General features: G+C 35.0%; 11 protein-coding genes. 5 read left to right on the forward strand and 6 right to left on the reverse strand.

Annotation, left to right across the window (positions count from 1 at the left end):
* Positions 1-10: 10 nt before the first annotated feature.
* Positions 11-1,222, reverse strand: a complete 1,212-nt coding sequence (locus tag J3U36_RS00755; RefSeq protein ID WP_267379179.1) for an ABC transporter permease — start codon at positions 1,220-1,222, stop codon at positions 11-13.
* Positions 1,203-2,141, reverse strand: a complete 939-nt coding sequence (locus J3U36_RS00760; RefSeq protein WP_267379176.1) for an ABC transporter ATP-binding protein — start codon at positions 2,139-2,141, stop codon at positions 1,203-1,205. Before J3U36_RS00760 ends, J3U36_RS00755 begins: the two co-directional genes overlap by 20 nt.
* Positions 2,142-2,259: 118 nt before the next feature.
* Here J3U36_RS00760 and J3U36_RS00765 point away from each other — a divergent pair, with 118 nt between their 5' ends.
* Genes J3U36_RS00765 through J3U36_RS00780 form a run of 4 tightly spaced genes read left to right on the forward strand, consistent with a single transcriptional unit; the run spans position 2,260 to position 5,877 of the window.
* On the forward strand, positions 2,260-3,180 hold the full coding sequence (locus tag J3U36_RS00765) for a dialkylrecorsinol condensing enzyme (protein WP_267379173.1): 921 nt from the start codon (positions 2,260-2,262) through the stop codon (positions 3,178-3,180).
* 17 nt (positions 3,181-3,197) lie between these two features.
* Entirely contained in the window at positions 3,198-4,373 is a 1,176-nt protein-coding gene (locus J3U36_RS00770) for a beta-ketoacyl-ACP synthase III (RefSeq protein WP_267379170.1), read from the forward strand.
* Positions 4,374-4,378: 5 nt separating this feature from the next.
* Positions 4,379-4,810, forward strand: a complete 432-nt coding sequence (locus tag J3U36_RS00775; protein WP_267379166.1) for a hypothetical protein — start codon at positions 4,379-4,381, stop codon at positions 4,808-4,810.
* Between the two features lie 41 nt (positions 4,811-4,851).
* Positions 4,852-5,877: a BtrH N-terminal domain-containing protein gene (locus J3U36_RS00780; protein ID WP_267379163.1), complete on the forward strand. Its 1,026-nt coding sequence runs from the start codon at positions 4,852-4,854 to the stop codon at positions 5,875-5,877.
* A 125-nt stretch (positions 5,878-6,002) separates the two neighbouring features.
* Here J3U36_RS00780 and J3U36_RS00785 read toward each other — a convergent pair whose 3' ends face one another.
* On the reverse strand, positions 6,003-7,712 hold the full coding sequence (locus J3U36_RS00785; RefSeq protein ID WP_267379160.1) for a carbohydrate porin: 1,710 nt from the start codon (positions 7,710-7,712) through the stop codon (positions 6,003-6,005).
* A 428-nt stretch (positions 7,713-8,140) separates the two neighbouring features.
* On the opposite strand from J3U36_RS00785, the gene J3U36_RS00790 reads away from it, so the two are divergent.
* Entirely contained in the window at positions 8,141-11,230 is a 3,090-nt protein-coding gene (locus J3U36_RS00790; protein ID WP_267379158.1) for a beta-galactosidase, read from the forward strand.
* Between the two features lie 136 nt (positions 11,231-11,366).
* Here the strand turns inward: J3U36_RS00790 and recB are convergent, their stop codons facing one another.
* Genes recB through J3U36_RS00805 form a run of 3 tightly spaced genes read right to left on the reverse strand, consistent with a single transcriptional unit; the run spans position 11,367 to position 15,569 of the window.
* The gene (gene recB, locus J3U36_RS00795) at positions 11,367-14,828 is read right to left on the reverse strand and encodes an exodeoxyribonuclease V subunit beta (protein WP_267379156.1); all 3,462 of its coding nucleotides are present in this window, start codon (positions 14,826-14,828) and stop codon (positions 11,367-11,369) included.
* Positions 14,807-15,262: a phosphohistidine phosphatase SixA gene (sixA, locus tag J3U36_RS00800; protein WP_267379154.1), complete on the reverse strand. Its 456-nt coding sequence runs from the start codon at positions 15,260-15,262 to the stop codon at positions 14,807-14,809. The genes recB and sixA overlap by 22 nt, the downstream gene beginning before the upstream one ends.
* A 10-nt stretch (positions 15,263-15,272) precedes the next feature.
* Positions 15,273-15,569 carry a YfcZ/YiiS family protein gene (locus J3U36_RS00805; RefSeq protein WP_267350625.1) on the reverse strand — a complete coding sequence of 99 codons (297 nt, stop codon included), beginning with the start codon at positions 15,567-15,569 and terminating at the stop codon, positions 15,273-15,275.
* Positions 15,570-15,605 lie beyond the last annotated feature (36 nt).

Below are 15,605 nucleotides of genomic sequence, written 5' to 3' on the forward strand. Positions count from 1 at the left end.
AATTAAAAATTTATAAATGCTTATTATTTAATTGCCGATAGTAAATAATTCCTGCTAGCAATAAAAAAATTAGCGCAAAACCTATTAACGACAACCATTGCGGTAATATTTGTACAAAATCATACTGATCAAGCAAAAGATTATGAAAGCCTTTCAAAGCCCAAGACATAGGCGAAATTAAACAAATTATTTGCATGGTTTCTGGCATCATATAACTCGGTACCATAATACCACCTAAGGCTGCCATAATAATATTTCCCCCACCACCTAATACCACAGCATGTTCTGCCGATTTTGCAAGTACGCTAACTAACAGTGCATATCCCAAAGCAGATAAACTAATTGCTATCGATAACAATGCATAGTTCCAATAAGCGCCTTCTAAAACAAATCCTGTAATATTGATTAAAGGTAAAATATAAATACCTAACAAAATCATGCCAATAAACTGTAATTGATTAATCAAAAAATAAGGTAACAATTTTGCGATAAGTAATGAAAATGCCGATGATTTTGCTAGTCGTAATCGAATAATAGTGTTCGTTTGTTTTTCACAAGTCATGACATTTGATAAAGGAATCATGATAAAAAACATACCAAAAATTAACCAAGCAGGAACACTTTGTTGTACCGAACTCGGTTTAACCACTTTATTGCCTTCTACATTGATGAACTCTTCAGTGATTATTTTTCCTGACAAATAGTCATCTAGTTGTTGTTGCCGTTTTAATTCGATTGCATTTGCATCCATTATAGAAGAATCATTGTTTGGCGTTGAAAAAATATCTTTAAGCCGTAGCTGTAAATAACTTTTCTGGATAATTGTTTGTAAATTCATCAATCTTAATTGATCGATCCCCGCTAAGGTTATTAATGCTAAAGGCGATTCATTACTCAAATTTTCGGTATTTTGATTGGAATTAATTAATAAAAAATCATAATTTCCCTCGATTAATTTAGCTTTTGCATTATCCTTATCAGCTATATCAAAAAAATCAACATTCATATTTTCTTGATTGCCCAAAATCACTATTAACTGCGAGTTCAATAAATTGGATGATTCACCGACTAAGGCTATTTTAGTATTTTGATTGAAATCATCACGTTGGCTTAATGCCACAGACATAATGAACATAAACAGCATAGGCATAATAAAAAGAACAGCTATACCATGTAAATCACGACTCAACAGACGAAATTCTTTAGCGATTGCAGCTAGCATTGCTTTGCCCTCCATGCCTCAATACTGACTTATTCAAGAAGTCCAAATAAAATGACTCTAAAGAACCATGACCATACTGAATATTTTGTATTTGGTATTGTTGAAATTCTTGTAATATTGTTGTGATCTGCTCAGGCGATGAATCAATGACAACTGTTTGCATTGGGGTATGTCGAATTAAAGTGGCATTAAATTGGTCAAGCACATGTGAAGGCACACTTTGCGCTAACGTGATAATGCATTGTTGTTGAGCATGTTGTGTCAATATCTGATCAATGGAATGGCAATACAAAATTTTACCGCTCTCCATAATGGCAATTTTTTGACATAAACTTTCTATTTCGTGTAGATAATGAGAAGTGTAAATGACAGTTACCCCTTCTTTAGTTAATTGCTTCACACTGTCTAATATAAATTGGCGGGATGCAGGATCAACCCCGACCGTAATTTCATCCATAAAAATTAGCGTTGGCGAGTTAATTAACCCTATAGCAAAATTTAATCGACGTTTTAAACCACCCGACAAATTCGCTGACAACTTATTTTTATAATCTAAAATATCGACTTTTTTCATCAAAGAAATTAGGAAATTAGTATTTTTAATTTTATACAACGAAGCAAAAAATTGTAAATTCTCGAAAACCGTCAATTGAGGATAAAAAGCATATTCTTGTGGAATTAAAGAAATACGTTGCAACTGTTGACGTGACAACTGAGAGAAGATCTGATTATTAAGATAAATTTGCCCGGATTGTAATGAAAGTAAACCCGACATTAATGATATCAATGTTGTTTTGCCGGCGCCATTAGGCCCTAATAATCCAAAGCATGTGCCGGATTCAATTTCTAAATTAATATCACACACCGCATAATTATTAGCATTTTTATAGCGATAAGTTACATTTTGGAGCTTTAACATACAATTCTTTAAAATAATTTTAATTTTTATAAACAGAATGTTAACATATTATGCTATTATAACAAAATGCATGTTAGGTAAACAATTAACGATAAAATCTAATAAATCAATTATAACAATGAGTAACAAAAAAAACGTTCTATTAGTGTACTATTCACAAACGGGTCAATTAACACAACTTACTAAACATTTTGTATCACCTTTAGCTAATCATGAAGATATTAATTTAGAAACGCTTGCTATTGAACCTCAACAAGCCTATTCTTTTCCATGGTCTTTTAACCACTTTTTTAATATTTTTCCAGAAACGGTTCATTTAATGCCTTCACCCATTGTTGCCCCACAATTTAAACAGCAAAAATATGATTTAATCATTCTAGCTTATACTGTGTGGTTTTTATCCCCTTCTCAGCCTATCACCGCATTTTTACAAGATAAAAACACGCAACAACTCTTAGCCGATACCCCTGTTGTCACGTTAATTGGATGTCGCAACATGTGGTTAATGGCACAAGAAACCGTGAAGAAATACTTAAAAGAAGCAAATGCTAATTTAGTTGACAATGTTGTTCGCATAGATAGCTGTGGCGGGCCTGCAAGTTTTATTGCTACACCGCTTTGGATGTTTACGGGGAAAAAACAGCCCGTACGTTGGCTACCGAAAGCGGGCATATCTGATGAGGACATTAATGATTGTGCTAAATATGGTGAAAAAATTAAAACCGTATTGCTAACACAACCCAAAATCACTGAGCCAATGTTAAAAAACATGGGGGCAGTCAAAGTCAATGAACGTTTGATTCTTAGTGAAAAATTTGGTTATCGCAGCTTCTATTTATGGGGCAAACTGATCATTAAAGCAGGTAAAATCGCTCGACCACTTCGTCAAGGTTTACTTTATTTTTATATTATTTTCTTGGTAGTAATCATTTTAACCGTTGTGCCAATTAGTGCACTGATCAAAACATTACTATCCCCATGGTTAAAAAACAAAATCAGTAAACAAAAACATTTATTTAGTTGGCCTTCAGGCGAATAAAATATAAGAGTAAAACAATGAAAACACATAATGTTTATATTAATAAAATTGCCGCATTTTTACCGAATAATCCTGTTGATAATTCATCAATGGAAAATGTCCTTGGACAAGTTGGTCACAAACCGTCCAGAGCAAGAGCAATTATTTTAAAAAGTAATGGGATAAAAACGCGATACTATGCGATTGACCCGCATACTCGTCAAGCAACACATAGCAATGCCAATTTAGCAGCACAAGCCATAAAGTTATTGTTCAAAGATAACCATCAATTTGGTATAAATGAAATGACTTTTTTAGCCTGTGGTACTTCTTATCCAGATCAGATTATGCCTGGTCATGGAGTCATGGTTCATGGCGAACTCAATGAAACTCATCCTTGCGAAGTTCACAGCAGCTCAGGTGTTTGTGTTGCAGGTATGTCAGCACTGAAACACACGTTTAATGCTGTAAAAGTTGGTGATCATTGTACCGCCGTTAGTTGTGCATCTGAAACTGCATCTGCTGTAATGAGAAGTGAGAACTTTGAAGCAGAAATAGAACAAAAAGTGAAAGCGTTGTCTACACAACCTGAACTGGCCTTTGAAAAAGATTTTTTACGTTGGATGCTATCTGATGGAGCTGGGGCTATGCTATTAAGTAGTAAGCCAAATAGTCATCATTTATCATTAAAAATTCACTGGATTGATATTTTATCCTACGCAAATGAGATGCCAGCATGCATGTATGCAGGCGGTGACTACTATCAGGATCAGTTCATAGGTTGGAAGCAATTTACTCAACTTGATCAACAAAATCAAAGTTTGTTAAGTGTTAAACAGAATGTAAAAATGCTAAATGAAAATATTGTTAAGTATACCGTTGAAAAGATGCTTGCTAACTCAATTAGAAAACATGATTTGAAAAAAAATGATATCGATTATTTTTTACCTCATTACTCTTCTCATTATTTTCGTGAAAAACTCTATCAAGGATTGATAAATATTGATTTTGAAATTCCTTATGAAAAATGGTTTACCAATCTTACTTCAAAAGGTAACACAGGTTCAGCTTCTATCTATATTATACTTGAGGAATTTTTGCGGACGCATTCACTCAAGCATGGGCAAAAAATATTATGCTATATCCCAGAAAGTGGACGATTCTCATCTTGTTTTATGTTACTTGAAGTCATTGATGCTAACCAAGAGAATTAGAATTTATGGATATTAACCAAATTCCACAAGATAAAAGTAAAACTTATGGCGGTCATGCCAAAGTGGTTTATGCTGTTAAAAATGGAAGTTATACAAAAGCAACTACTAGCGGTTGGGAAGATGAAGAGTTTGTAACATTACAAGCTGTAGATGCATTAGCAGAACAAACTCAGTTGGCTTTTCATGCAGTGAAGAATGAACAACGCTCATCACTCTTTTACTATATGTTTTTATATCGTCATGATATCACTAGCCTTGCTCAAACAAGTGGTTTTTTTCGTTGGCAAATCAAACGGCACTTCAAACCTCAGGTTTTCAAAAAATTATCAGATAAAAAATTAAATCGTTATGCACAAGTCTTTAATTTATCCATTGAACAGCTAAAACAGCTTCCGACTGAAGATAATCAAACGCAAAACAATTATCCATTTAAATAAACTTATTAGACTTTGTATAATCATAATAATCAGGCAACATAATGACAATTCATCATTTTCAACATCAGCACACCGCACACTGTGAAAGCGGTGTTATGTCGACGCTACTCAAGCACCACGGTTTTGATTACAGTGAACCCATGCTCTTTGGTTTATCTTCTGCACTTACATTTGCCTATTTACCGATTATAAAACTTTCGGGTATGCCACTCATCGCTTATCGTATGCCACCAAAAACAATTATTCGTAATTCTTGCAAACGATTAGGCATTAAACTGAACATGCAAAAATTTGTCTCCGCAACACAAGGCATGCAAAAATTGGATCAAGCATTAGACAACAATCAATTAGTTGGACTACAAACTTCTGTTTTTTGGTTACCTTACATTCCCGATGCTTTGCGCTTTCATTTCAATGCGCATAATATTCTTGTCTATGGGAAAGAAGCAGAACAATATTTGATTAGTGATCCTGTTATGGAATTACCAGTTCAATGCTCAGCGTCAGACTTGGAACGGGCTCGTTTTGCTAAAGGTGCATTGGCAGGAAAAGGATTAATGTATACATTAGAAGATGCCCAAAAACAGGATCACCCTGTAAATCTATCACAAGTGATTCGCAGTGCAATCCTTAAAAATGCGCGCCAAATGCAAGCCCCTTTACCTTTTATTGGTATTAAAGGTATTCATCTTTTAGCTAATCGAATTCAAAAACTAAAAAATTCGATGAAAAGTGATCAATATAAAAAACTTTATCTAGGTCATATTGTTAGAATGCAGGAGGAAATCGGAACAGGTGGAGCTGGTTTTCGTTATATGTATGCTTCATTTCTTCAAGAGGCAGCAGATCATTTCTCATCAAATCACAAACCATTATTGCTTGAGGCTGCCGATAATATGACTAATATTGGCGATGCTTGGCGTAAATTTGCTAGCCGTACGGTAAAATTATGCCGAAATTTGAACGAAACTGGATTTAATGAGGTATCTGAGTTGTTACACCAAGTTGCCGATAGTGAAAAAAAATGTTGGCGATCACTCAGTCAAAGTATCAAAAAAATAGCTTGAACAGCTAATAATGATAGGTTATTTTGATGCCCAGAAACAAATGATAAGGGCTTTTAAAAAAATTTAAACGTCGAAAAAATAGAGACCTATTATCACGAATTTAGGTCTCTATTTCATCATTTAAATTAAAACCACACTTCAGTTTGCACCCCAAAACTAATTTGATGTTTTTTACCATTAAATTCAAATTTACTAATATCATTATTTAATGACTCAATATACGATAGATAGAAACGAATATCGGGACGAGAGGATAAAATACTTTCACCTACTTTAAATGAATGATACAGGGTTGTTTTGTAGCCTTCTTCTTTATAAGTTCGACCATTAACTTTATTTTTTTGTTTAAAGTAACCAATTTCAATACCACTTTGATTGTATTGATCCCAAATATAAGCAGGTCTTACTGCTGATTTAAAACTGGTAAAATCTGTATGAGGTAAGTTTAAATCATAAGAATAAACATCTTTACCTGTTGTTAAAGCTAATGCATGCGCCACGATAATATTATCAGAAAAATACGCTTCACCTTCAGAAACTAATCGATAAGCCTTACCTCCTGTGTGTTTACCTATATAATCATTATCAGCATTAGCGGCAAATTCTGGATTATTGGTATTGATATTGCCCAAATGTGAAGCGACTGAATTGGTTGCAGTCTGTAGCGTTAGCTGATTAAAACCACCAAAAAAGTTATTTTGACGTAGAACAACACTACCTAACCAAGCATTTTTAACAGTGACATCATCTTGCAGTTTTGATTTGTTCGGCGCTGAGTATCGGGCATTAACAGCAAACAATGCATCTTGCCATAATGGGATATCTCGGTAACGCACTTCAATTTCATTGATATCAACTTCTTCACGCCTTACTTTAGCTATATCTGTTCCCGCTGTTTTTTTATTGACCTTAACATTCACATCAGCACGTAACAATGCTAAATCTAGCTTTCCTACGCCAATTTCCAAATTTTCAATACCGACACCCCCACCAGCTGGCGATTTTTGGGTTTTCCAATCAAGCATTTGAATTTCATTATACGGTAAAGAGTGCTTACCTACCCACAAAGTCGCTTCAGGAAAAAGAGGAACAAATCCTTTGGTGGCTAAGTAGATATCAGAAAATTGCATGATATTGTCGTCTTGCGTATTAAACAATCCAGCCGCTTTATCGGTTGCCACATTACCATCAATCATAACAATTGCATCCACTCGACGACCATCTTGATCATACACTTTTTGTCTGAAGACAAGATCGTACCACCCCCCATATTCGTTCCCAAATCGTCCTAGAGCGCCTTCGGCATAATTTTTGGGTTTACCATTCATCGAAGTTGACCAACCACCACGAAAATACCCATTAAAGGAAAATCCAATTTCTTCTTTAATATAATCTTTGAATTCTGTTAACGTAAACGATTTTTTAGTGGTAATATTACTATTCTGTTCTTCATTAGTTTGGCTATCAGTGACTAACACAATCGCATTATTGTTATTAGGATGCTTAATACTAACAGGTTGTAGATTAACTGATTTTTGTTGTTTGAGTGCGGCGGTTTGTATTTTTATCTCTTTTTGTTGATTGCTTATCACTAACTGTTGCTTTTCTAAATTAAGACTTAACTGAGCAATTTGCTTATTCGATTCAATCAGCTGTTTTTTCAAATCAATAGATTCATTACTCAGCGCAATTAATTTTTGCTCTAATAAATTAATTCTTGCCTCTAACTCATCTTGAGTAGCAGCTATCGCATTAGGCAAATAAAATAAACCGAGCATGGTAATTAAAACAATTCGCTTAGGCTTTACTTTTAATGATTTTGTTAGATATTTCATTTTTCTCTACTCATAATTTAATTGTTTATTCATTAGTCTTATAAATTTAAGACAAAAAAAAACCTAAAGAATAGGTAACAACAACTATTCTTTAGGTTTTGCCCGCTTAATATCGGTAGCAATCCAAAAGCTAATAATTAGCGTTTTCAATATAACAAATAAAAAAATGGTTTCAAAAATAAAATCCTGATGTTGTGACTTAAGTCACAGTAATTAAAAGTTATTTAAAGATAAAAAATGTAACCGTAAACAAAAAAAAATAAACAGAATTAAGAAACTTACAATTTTATACATGATTCCGATTAGACAAATGTTATATTGTTCACTGTTGTATGTCCTAATTTAGTTATAATAATTCGCATTCAAAAATTGGTTAGATTAACGTAAATCATTTAGTACTAAATTGTTAAGATTAAAATGGTGAAAAAATGAATCTCTCTTTAGATACAATCATAAGTAGAAATGATTGGAATAATTTATCAGTTCTTAGTATTAATAGGCTTCCGACACATTCTAAATTCCACAGTTGGCGTGATAAATTACAAGCTAAAAATAATATTGATTCAGAATCAATATTATCTTTAAATGGGGATTGGTTTTTTAGCTATTTTGATAACCCCAAACACGTTCCAGAATCATGGTTAGAAAGAGAGATAGACACCAATACCATTCCCGTTCCATCTAATTGGCAATTACACGGTTACGATGCACCAATTTACACCAATATACGTTATCCATTTCCTTATAATCCCCCTTTTGTTCCTGACGATAATCCAACAGGTTGTTATTCTCGTTATATCAATATTACGCAAGCATGGTTAGATAAAGGGGAAACTAGAATCATTTTTGACGGTGTTAGTTCTGCTTTTCATCTTTGGTGTAATGGTCAATGGGTGGGTTATTCACAAGACAGTCGAATCGCTGCGGAATTTGACTTAACCCCTTACTTAAAAGTTGGGCAAAACAGAATAGCAGTCTTAGTTTTAAAATGGTGTGATGGAAGTTATCTTGAAGATCAAGATATGTGGCGATTAAGCGGTATTTTTCGAAATGTTTCGCTACTTAATAAACCTAAATCACACCTAAAAAATATCCAAATTAAGACAGAACTTGATGCCTGTTATCGGAATGCTACGTTATCGATACAAATTGACGTAAAACACAATGACAATATGGATCAATTAAATATTGGCATTGAATTATGGAAAAATAGCGATTTGATTTCCGGACAATTTCAACTGATTGGTACCGAACCCATTGATGAAAAAGGGGGCTATCATGATCGCCTGTTTTGTCATATTCCAGTTATTTCACCTGAATTATGGAGTGCTGAAACACCTAATCTTTATCGTGTCGTAATCAGTTTATATCATAAAAAATCCGGGCTTATTGAATCCGAAGCTTATAATATTGGTTTCCGAGTGGTTGAGATCAAACATGGTCAGCTTTGTATTAATGGTCAACCTTTACTTATCAAAGGAACCAATCGCCATGAGTTTTATCCGGATCAAGGCTATGCTATCACTGAAGAAGCCATGCTTCATGATATAAAACTGATTAAACAACACAACTTCAATGCAGTACGTTGCAGTCATTATCCCAATGATCCTCGTTGGTACGAACTTTGTGATCAGTATGGACTTTATTTAGTCGATGAGGCGAATATAGAATCTCACGGCATGTTCCCTATGTCCCGTTTATCAGATGACCCCTATTGGCTCGCAGCATACAGTGAACGGGTTACACGCATGGTGCAACGAGATCGCAATCACCCATCTATTATTATCTGGTCACTTGGGAATGAATCCGGGCACGGTTCATCACATGATGCACTGTATGCTTGGATCAAAAGTAATGATCCAACTCGCCCCGTTCAATATGAAGGAGGAGGCGCAAATACGGCTGCCACCGATATTATTTGCCCTATGTACGCTCGAGTCGATCAGGATCAGCTTCATCCAAAGGTACCTAAATGGGCTATAAAAAAATGGATATCCCTGCCCGATGAAAACCGCCCACTTATTTTATGTGAATATGCACATGCTATGGGAAATAGTCTTGGTGCTTTTTATAAATATTGGCAAGCATTTAGGCAATATCCAAGATTACAAGGTGGTTTTATTTGGGAATGGGCAGACCATGGTCTTCGTTGCCAAACATCATCAGGAGAAAGTTATTGGGCTTATGGCGGTGATTTTGGCGAGGCTTACCACGATAGGCAATTTTGCTTGGACGGCTTAGTTTTTCCCGATCGAAAACCGCATCCAAGCTTAATCGAAGCCAAAAAAGTTCAGCAACCTTTTCAATTCAAACTCATTAGTCAAAAACCTTTAGTTGTCGAAATAACCAACGAATATTTGTTTCGACGTACTGATAATGAACTATTACAATGGGAGATCTTAATCGATGGTAATAAACAACGAAGTGGTCAAATTACCCTTGATATGCAACCAGATAGTACAATCAGAATAAAATTACTTGATAGCTTACCTAACTATATCAATTGTGAAGATGTTCATCTTTCTGTCATTATTATCCAAAAAGAAGAAACTCCATGGTCACCAATTGGTCATCTTGTCGCTTGGGAACAATGGCAACTTGAGAATGTCTTTATTCCGCCTCTTAAGCTTAACAAGCTTAAAACCCCCATGACATTAAAGGAAAATAAAAATAATTATTTAATTTCTCATCAAAATCAAAATTGGTTATTTGATAAAACTACTGGTTTTCTAAATCAATGGACTAAAGAGGATAAACCATTATTGGCTTCGCCGTTTTGTGATCAATTTATTCGAGCGCCAATTGATAACGATATTGGAATTAGTGGTGACTATGATAGCAATAACAATCCATTTGCCTGGGTTGAACAGTGGAAAGCAGCAGGTTATTTTGATTTAACCCATAAATGTCTTGGAATACAAGCTTCACAATCATCCAGCACTATCATTATCGAAGCGTTGCATGGTTATTTTTATGAAGGTCAAAGAGTGATTCAAAGCAAATGGATTTATCAATTTGATCAGCAAGGCTATTTAACGCTAACGGTTGATGTTGATATTGCCAACAATATGCCAGCGCCTGCGCGTATTGGTTTAACATATCAACTTAACGAAATCCCAGAAAAAGTTAAATGGCTAGGTTTAGGGCCGCACGAAAACTATCCAGACCGTAAACACTCTGCCATTTTTTGTAAATGGTCATTACCTTTTTCTGAACTCTATACTCCTTATATTTATCCTTGTGAAAATGGTTTACGCTGTGATGTAAAGAAATTAATACTGGATGAAATGACGATCACCGGTCAGCAATTTCAATTTAACATCAACCAATATGGTACTCAACAGTTAATGGCGGTCACACATCGTCACCTTTTAGTGGCGGAGCCTTGTGCTTATGTGAGTATTGATGCTTTCCATATGGGGATTGGTGGTGATGATTCATGGACGCCAAATGTCCATTCTGAATTTTTATTAACTAAAAAACATTATCGTTATCAATTAACCTTCGAGGTTAACTAAAAGTTACGATGATAAAAAAAGAACAACGATAAGGCATAATAAATTTGTGCTTTATCGTAATTTGCTTAACAAGCAGTTAAAGCTATCGATTCAAATATCAAAAACTGAGATTGAGGTACAACAACTAGCAACCTATTTAACTAACACCATCAAATAGCTTATCTAACTCTTCGATAAAAGCTTGTTTAGGAAGATGATAAAAAATACCATGGTCAGGCATACCTCGTAAAAAAAGATAATAAACTCCCCCAAAATGGGTTTGATATTGATAATTGGGTAAGCGGCTTTTCAAAAAACGATGTAACGCTAGACTATAAAGTTGATATTGCAATTCATAACGATGCTCACACATCACCTGTTTTAAGGCTTTTTGCCCATAATCTTCAGCTGAATAACCTAACCAATTTGATTTATAATCAACAATATAATACTTCCCTTGATATTCAAAAACCAAATCGATAAATCCTTTCAGCATGCCTTGTACTGTTTCAAAATCAAGTGTTGGACATTGATGAGATAAGTTGTCATAGGTTTTACAAATGTTATCAAGTTGTTCACAACTTACTGCTTCACGAATCGGAAAATAAAATTGTAATTCATTGATACATCGCCCTGTTAATACATCTGATAACACCAAACCTTGTTGATTAAGCGTTGTGGACAACACTTGTTGTAACCATTCCAATAAAATAGCTTGCCAAGTTTGATCTAAATTGAGTTTTGTTATTGTTTCACTACACAAGGTTTCGATATTCTTATTAGAAACATTTTCCATTATCTTATGCAGCAAAGTCCCCACATACGCCCCTTTGGGAAAATGGTGAATATCATAGGTTAATTCGTTCTGCAAAGCGGCTTGGGATTCTGGCGTCTCCTCATCCCAATCGCTGATAATTTCTGGATTGAACGTTAAAACAGCATGATGTTTTTGTAGTTCCGTATAACTGGTTACACGCCAATGATTACAAAGTTTCCGTTTAAATACATTAGCCGTTAAAGATTGATTTAGCTGACAATGAGCGGTGTACTTATCATTTTCAAGGGGTAGTTCCACATTAATAAGATCCGCCATTGCTGCTATATTGTTTAACTCACCCTTTAAAAGATAATGGATAGCTGATTGGTCTTTCTTCATAGTGGCAAGACCAATACTACAATGATAAACCGATCGTGTCATAGCAACATACAATAAACGTAAGTCTTCCGCCATGCGTTCATCTTCAATCTGTTGTTTTATTTCATCTGTTAACATCCATGCATAAGTTTGTTGAAAATCGTTATTTTTATCATGATAAAATTGTGTATCAGACACACGATATTGGCAAATAAAAGGTAACCAAACGATTGGAAACTCTAAACCTTTTGATTTATGGATGGTGATAATCTTGACTAGATTTTCATCACTTTCAAGACGCTGTTCATGATTTTCGAGATTAAAATCAGGATTAACAATCTGTTTGGTTAACCAACGTATTAACGCATGTGGACTATCTAAATCATCTGCCGCTTCTTGTAATAACTCACTTAAATGCATAAAGTTAGTTAAAATACGCTCTCCGTCTTGTCGAGCAAGAATATTTTCTGCTAGGTGACGTTTTTTCATCATTCGACGTAACATTACCAATACGCCATAATATTGCCATATAACCTGATACTGCTTAAATTCTTCTACTAAGCTTTCCCATTTATCTTGATCATCAGTGATTTGTTCAAGTTCAGACATCGTCTGTCCTAATAACGCCGTCATCATAGCCAAACGTAAAGCGGCTTCATTTTCTGGCATCAATACCGCTTGCAGAAGACAAAGCACATCCTTAGCCTCATCTGATTCAAATACGCTATTACGATTGGATAAATAGACACTTTTGATACCACAAACGGCCAATTTTTGCTGAATAATTTCAGCTTCTCTACCCGTTCGTACTAAAATGGCTATATCTGACGTCGTTATTGGGCGACAACCCTTGCTATCATTAATTAATATTGAAGAGTCCGATAACCATTTTACGATTTGCTTGGCACAGCAATTTGCCATCTGCTCTTGATAATCAGCTTTGGTTGTTACTTCTTCTGGCAATAAATAAGCTGTTAAAGCATTGCTTTCTTGATCATTAATTAGCAATGATTTTTGCTTATTTTTTTCAGCGCAATTCATTGGTAAAAAGGGAATATCATTAAAAACAAACGGATTTTCATGATGGGCGAATAATTGATTTACCGCATTTACCATAGCTGATGAGGAACGGTGATTCACATCCATGGTAAAATAGTTATCACCGGTTGAATGTTTCGCCTTAAGATAAGTAAAAATATCGGCGCCACGAAAACTATAAATAGCTTGTTTTGGATCGCCGATAAATAATAGTCCGATATCAGATCGTTTGCTATCATAAATACGATCAAAGATTTGGTATTGAATCGGGTCAGTATCTTGAAATTCATCAATTAACGCAACCCGATATTTCGTTGATATACTTTGTGCTAATCGTTTTCCTGTTCGTGTCACTAACGCCCGATTAAGCTGCCAAAGCAAGTCATTAAAACTTATCTCAGTGCGTTTAATTTTTTCATCATAAATGCCTTTTTGGATTATGGTTACAATATCCATTAAAATATGACTTCGCAAATCCAGTTTACACTTATAGAGTGTATCAATTTCAGTAAAAACAGAATGACTTGGAACGATTTTTCCTTCTTTTGTTTTGCTTGCCAGAACTGATTGACAAAATTTTTCAAGCTCATTAGGTAATGCAAACGTAAGCGTTGTACTGTTAGCCCATTGTGAAACTTTTGAAAGCCAATTAGGTAGATATCGGCTACTATAAGATTGTTTACTGACACCCGATTGATTAATAATATCCGCTAATTGATCAACATGCTTTAACCATGCTTTTTTTACCGTTTCAATCATGTTAAAATTTTGCTGATAAAACTCAGCTATTGCTTCGGTAATATTGGGGTTTAATTCAGTTTTCTCATTAAAGGTATTGGATAAATAAGGGGTAATATCGGCTAATAATTCTGCCGGCTCTTTCCAACAGTCTCGAACTAAATAAGCATACGATTTTTCAAGAGGTGTAAAATAGTATCGCCAGAAATCTTGCACGACTTGTAATTGCAATTGATATTCGTCGGTAATTAATTTTTGTTCGAACAACACGCCAGACTCAAACGCATGACTAGTTAGTATTCTTTGACAGAAACTATGAATCGTGTAAATTGCTGCATCATCCATTGATTGTTGGGCTTCAGTAAGTCGTTGAATCGCTTGTCGACGATCAACAATCAATGTCATTAATTGCTGATAAATAGGATCATCATGTTCACCGTTTAATAATGCCAATCTTAATTCTTGTATGTTTTGTCGTATACGTGAACGTAACTCTTGAGTGGCCGCTTTGGTAAACGTCACCACTAAAATTTGGCTAACATCAAGCGGTGTAGAATAGCTATTTTCACCAATGCCAAGCAGTAACCTTAAATATATAAAGGCAAGCGAATAGGTTTTACCCGTACCTGCCGATGCTTCAATCAGTGTTCGGCCTGTTAACGGTAAATCAAAAAGATTGAGTTTTTTTATTCCGCCTGATGAAACCATTCAAGCTTACCAATAGTTGATGTTAACTCAATGCATGCAATTGATGCAGTCGGAAACATGGGCGGAGAGATATCAGGACAAAGTTCATTAACCAAATATCCAACTAAAGGAAGATGCGAAACAATAATCACTTGCTCAATACCTTGAGAAGGAAATGTCGATAACAAATTGGAAATATATTCAGGATTACCGCCAGGTACTAACAGTTTATCTGTTTCTACCGTTGAAACAGAAACTTGTGATGATAACTCTGCTAATGTTTGCTGAGCACGTAAATACGGGCTAACTAAACCAATATTAAATTGAAAATTTTGTTGTTTAAGCCACTGCCCAGCTTGAATTGCTTGTCGAATTCCGTAAGACGTAAGGGATCGACTTGAATCGGATGAAGCAGAAAAGCCTGCTTCACCATGCCGCATTATACAAACTTTCATTTATATCCAATTAGCGTAATTTTAATTGAAAAATCAAGCATTCAGCGCCACAACAAAAGGTAAATTTTGCCGTTAATTTAAAACCACCGTCAACCTTATCAACACTGCTATTAATTTCGCAAGGCTCAGTTGCCACATCTTTTGCTGCTTGAGTTAAAGATGCTAATTTAGCTTGTGCTTCTGACTCTGTCGCAAAGACATGCTCATACTCAGCCGTGCAATCTTCATTATCTATGATTGTGCCAACATCTACGCAACAACACGCCGGAGTATCATTTGCTTTACATTTATTTAAAGAATCTGTCATGCCATACCTCTGTTTTACCGATTAAATTGACAGTAG

Source organism: Gilliamella sp. B3817 (assembly GCF_026536705.1).
In the GTDB taxonomy this organism is placed as follows: Bacteria; Pseudomonadota; Gammaproteobacteria; order Enterobacterales; family Orbaceae; genus Gilliamella; species Gilliamella apicola_I.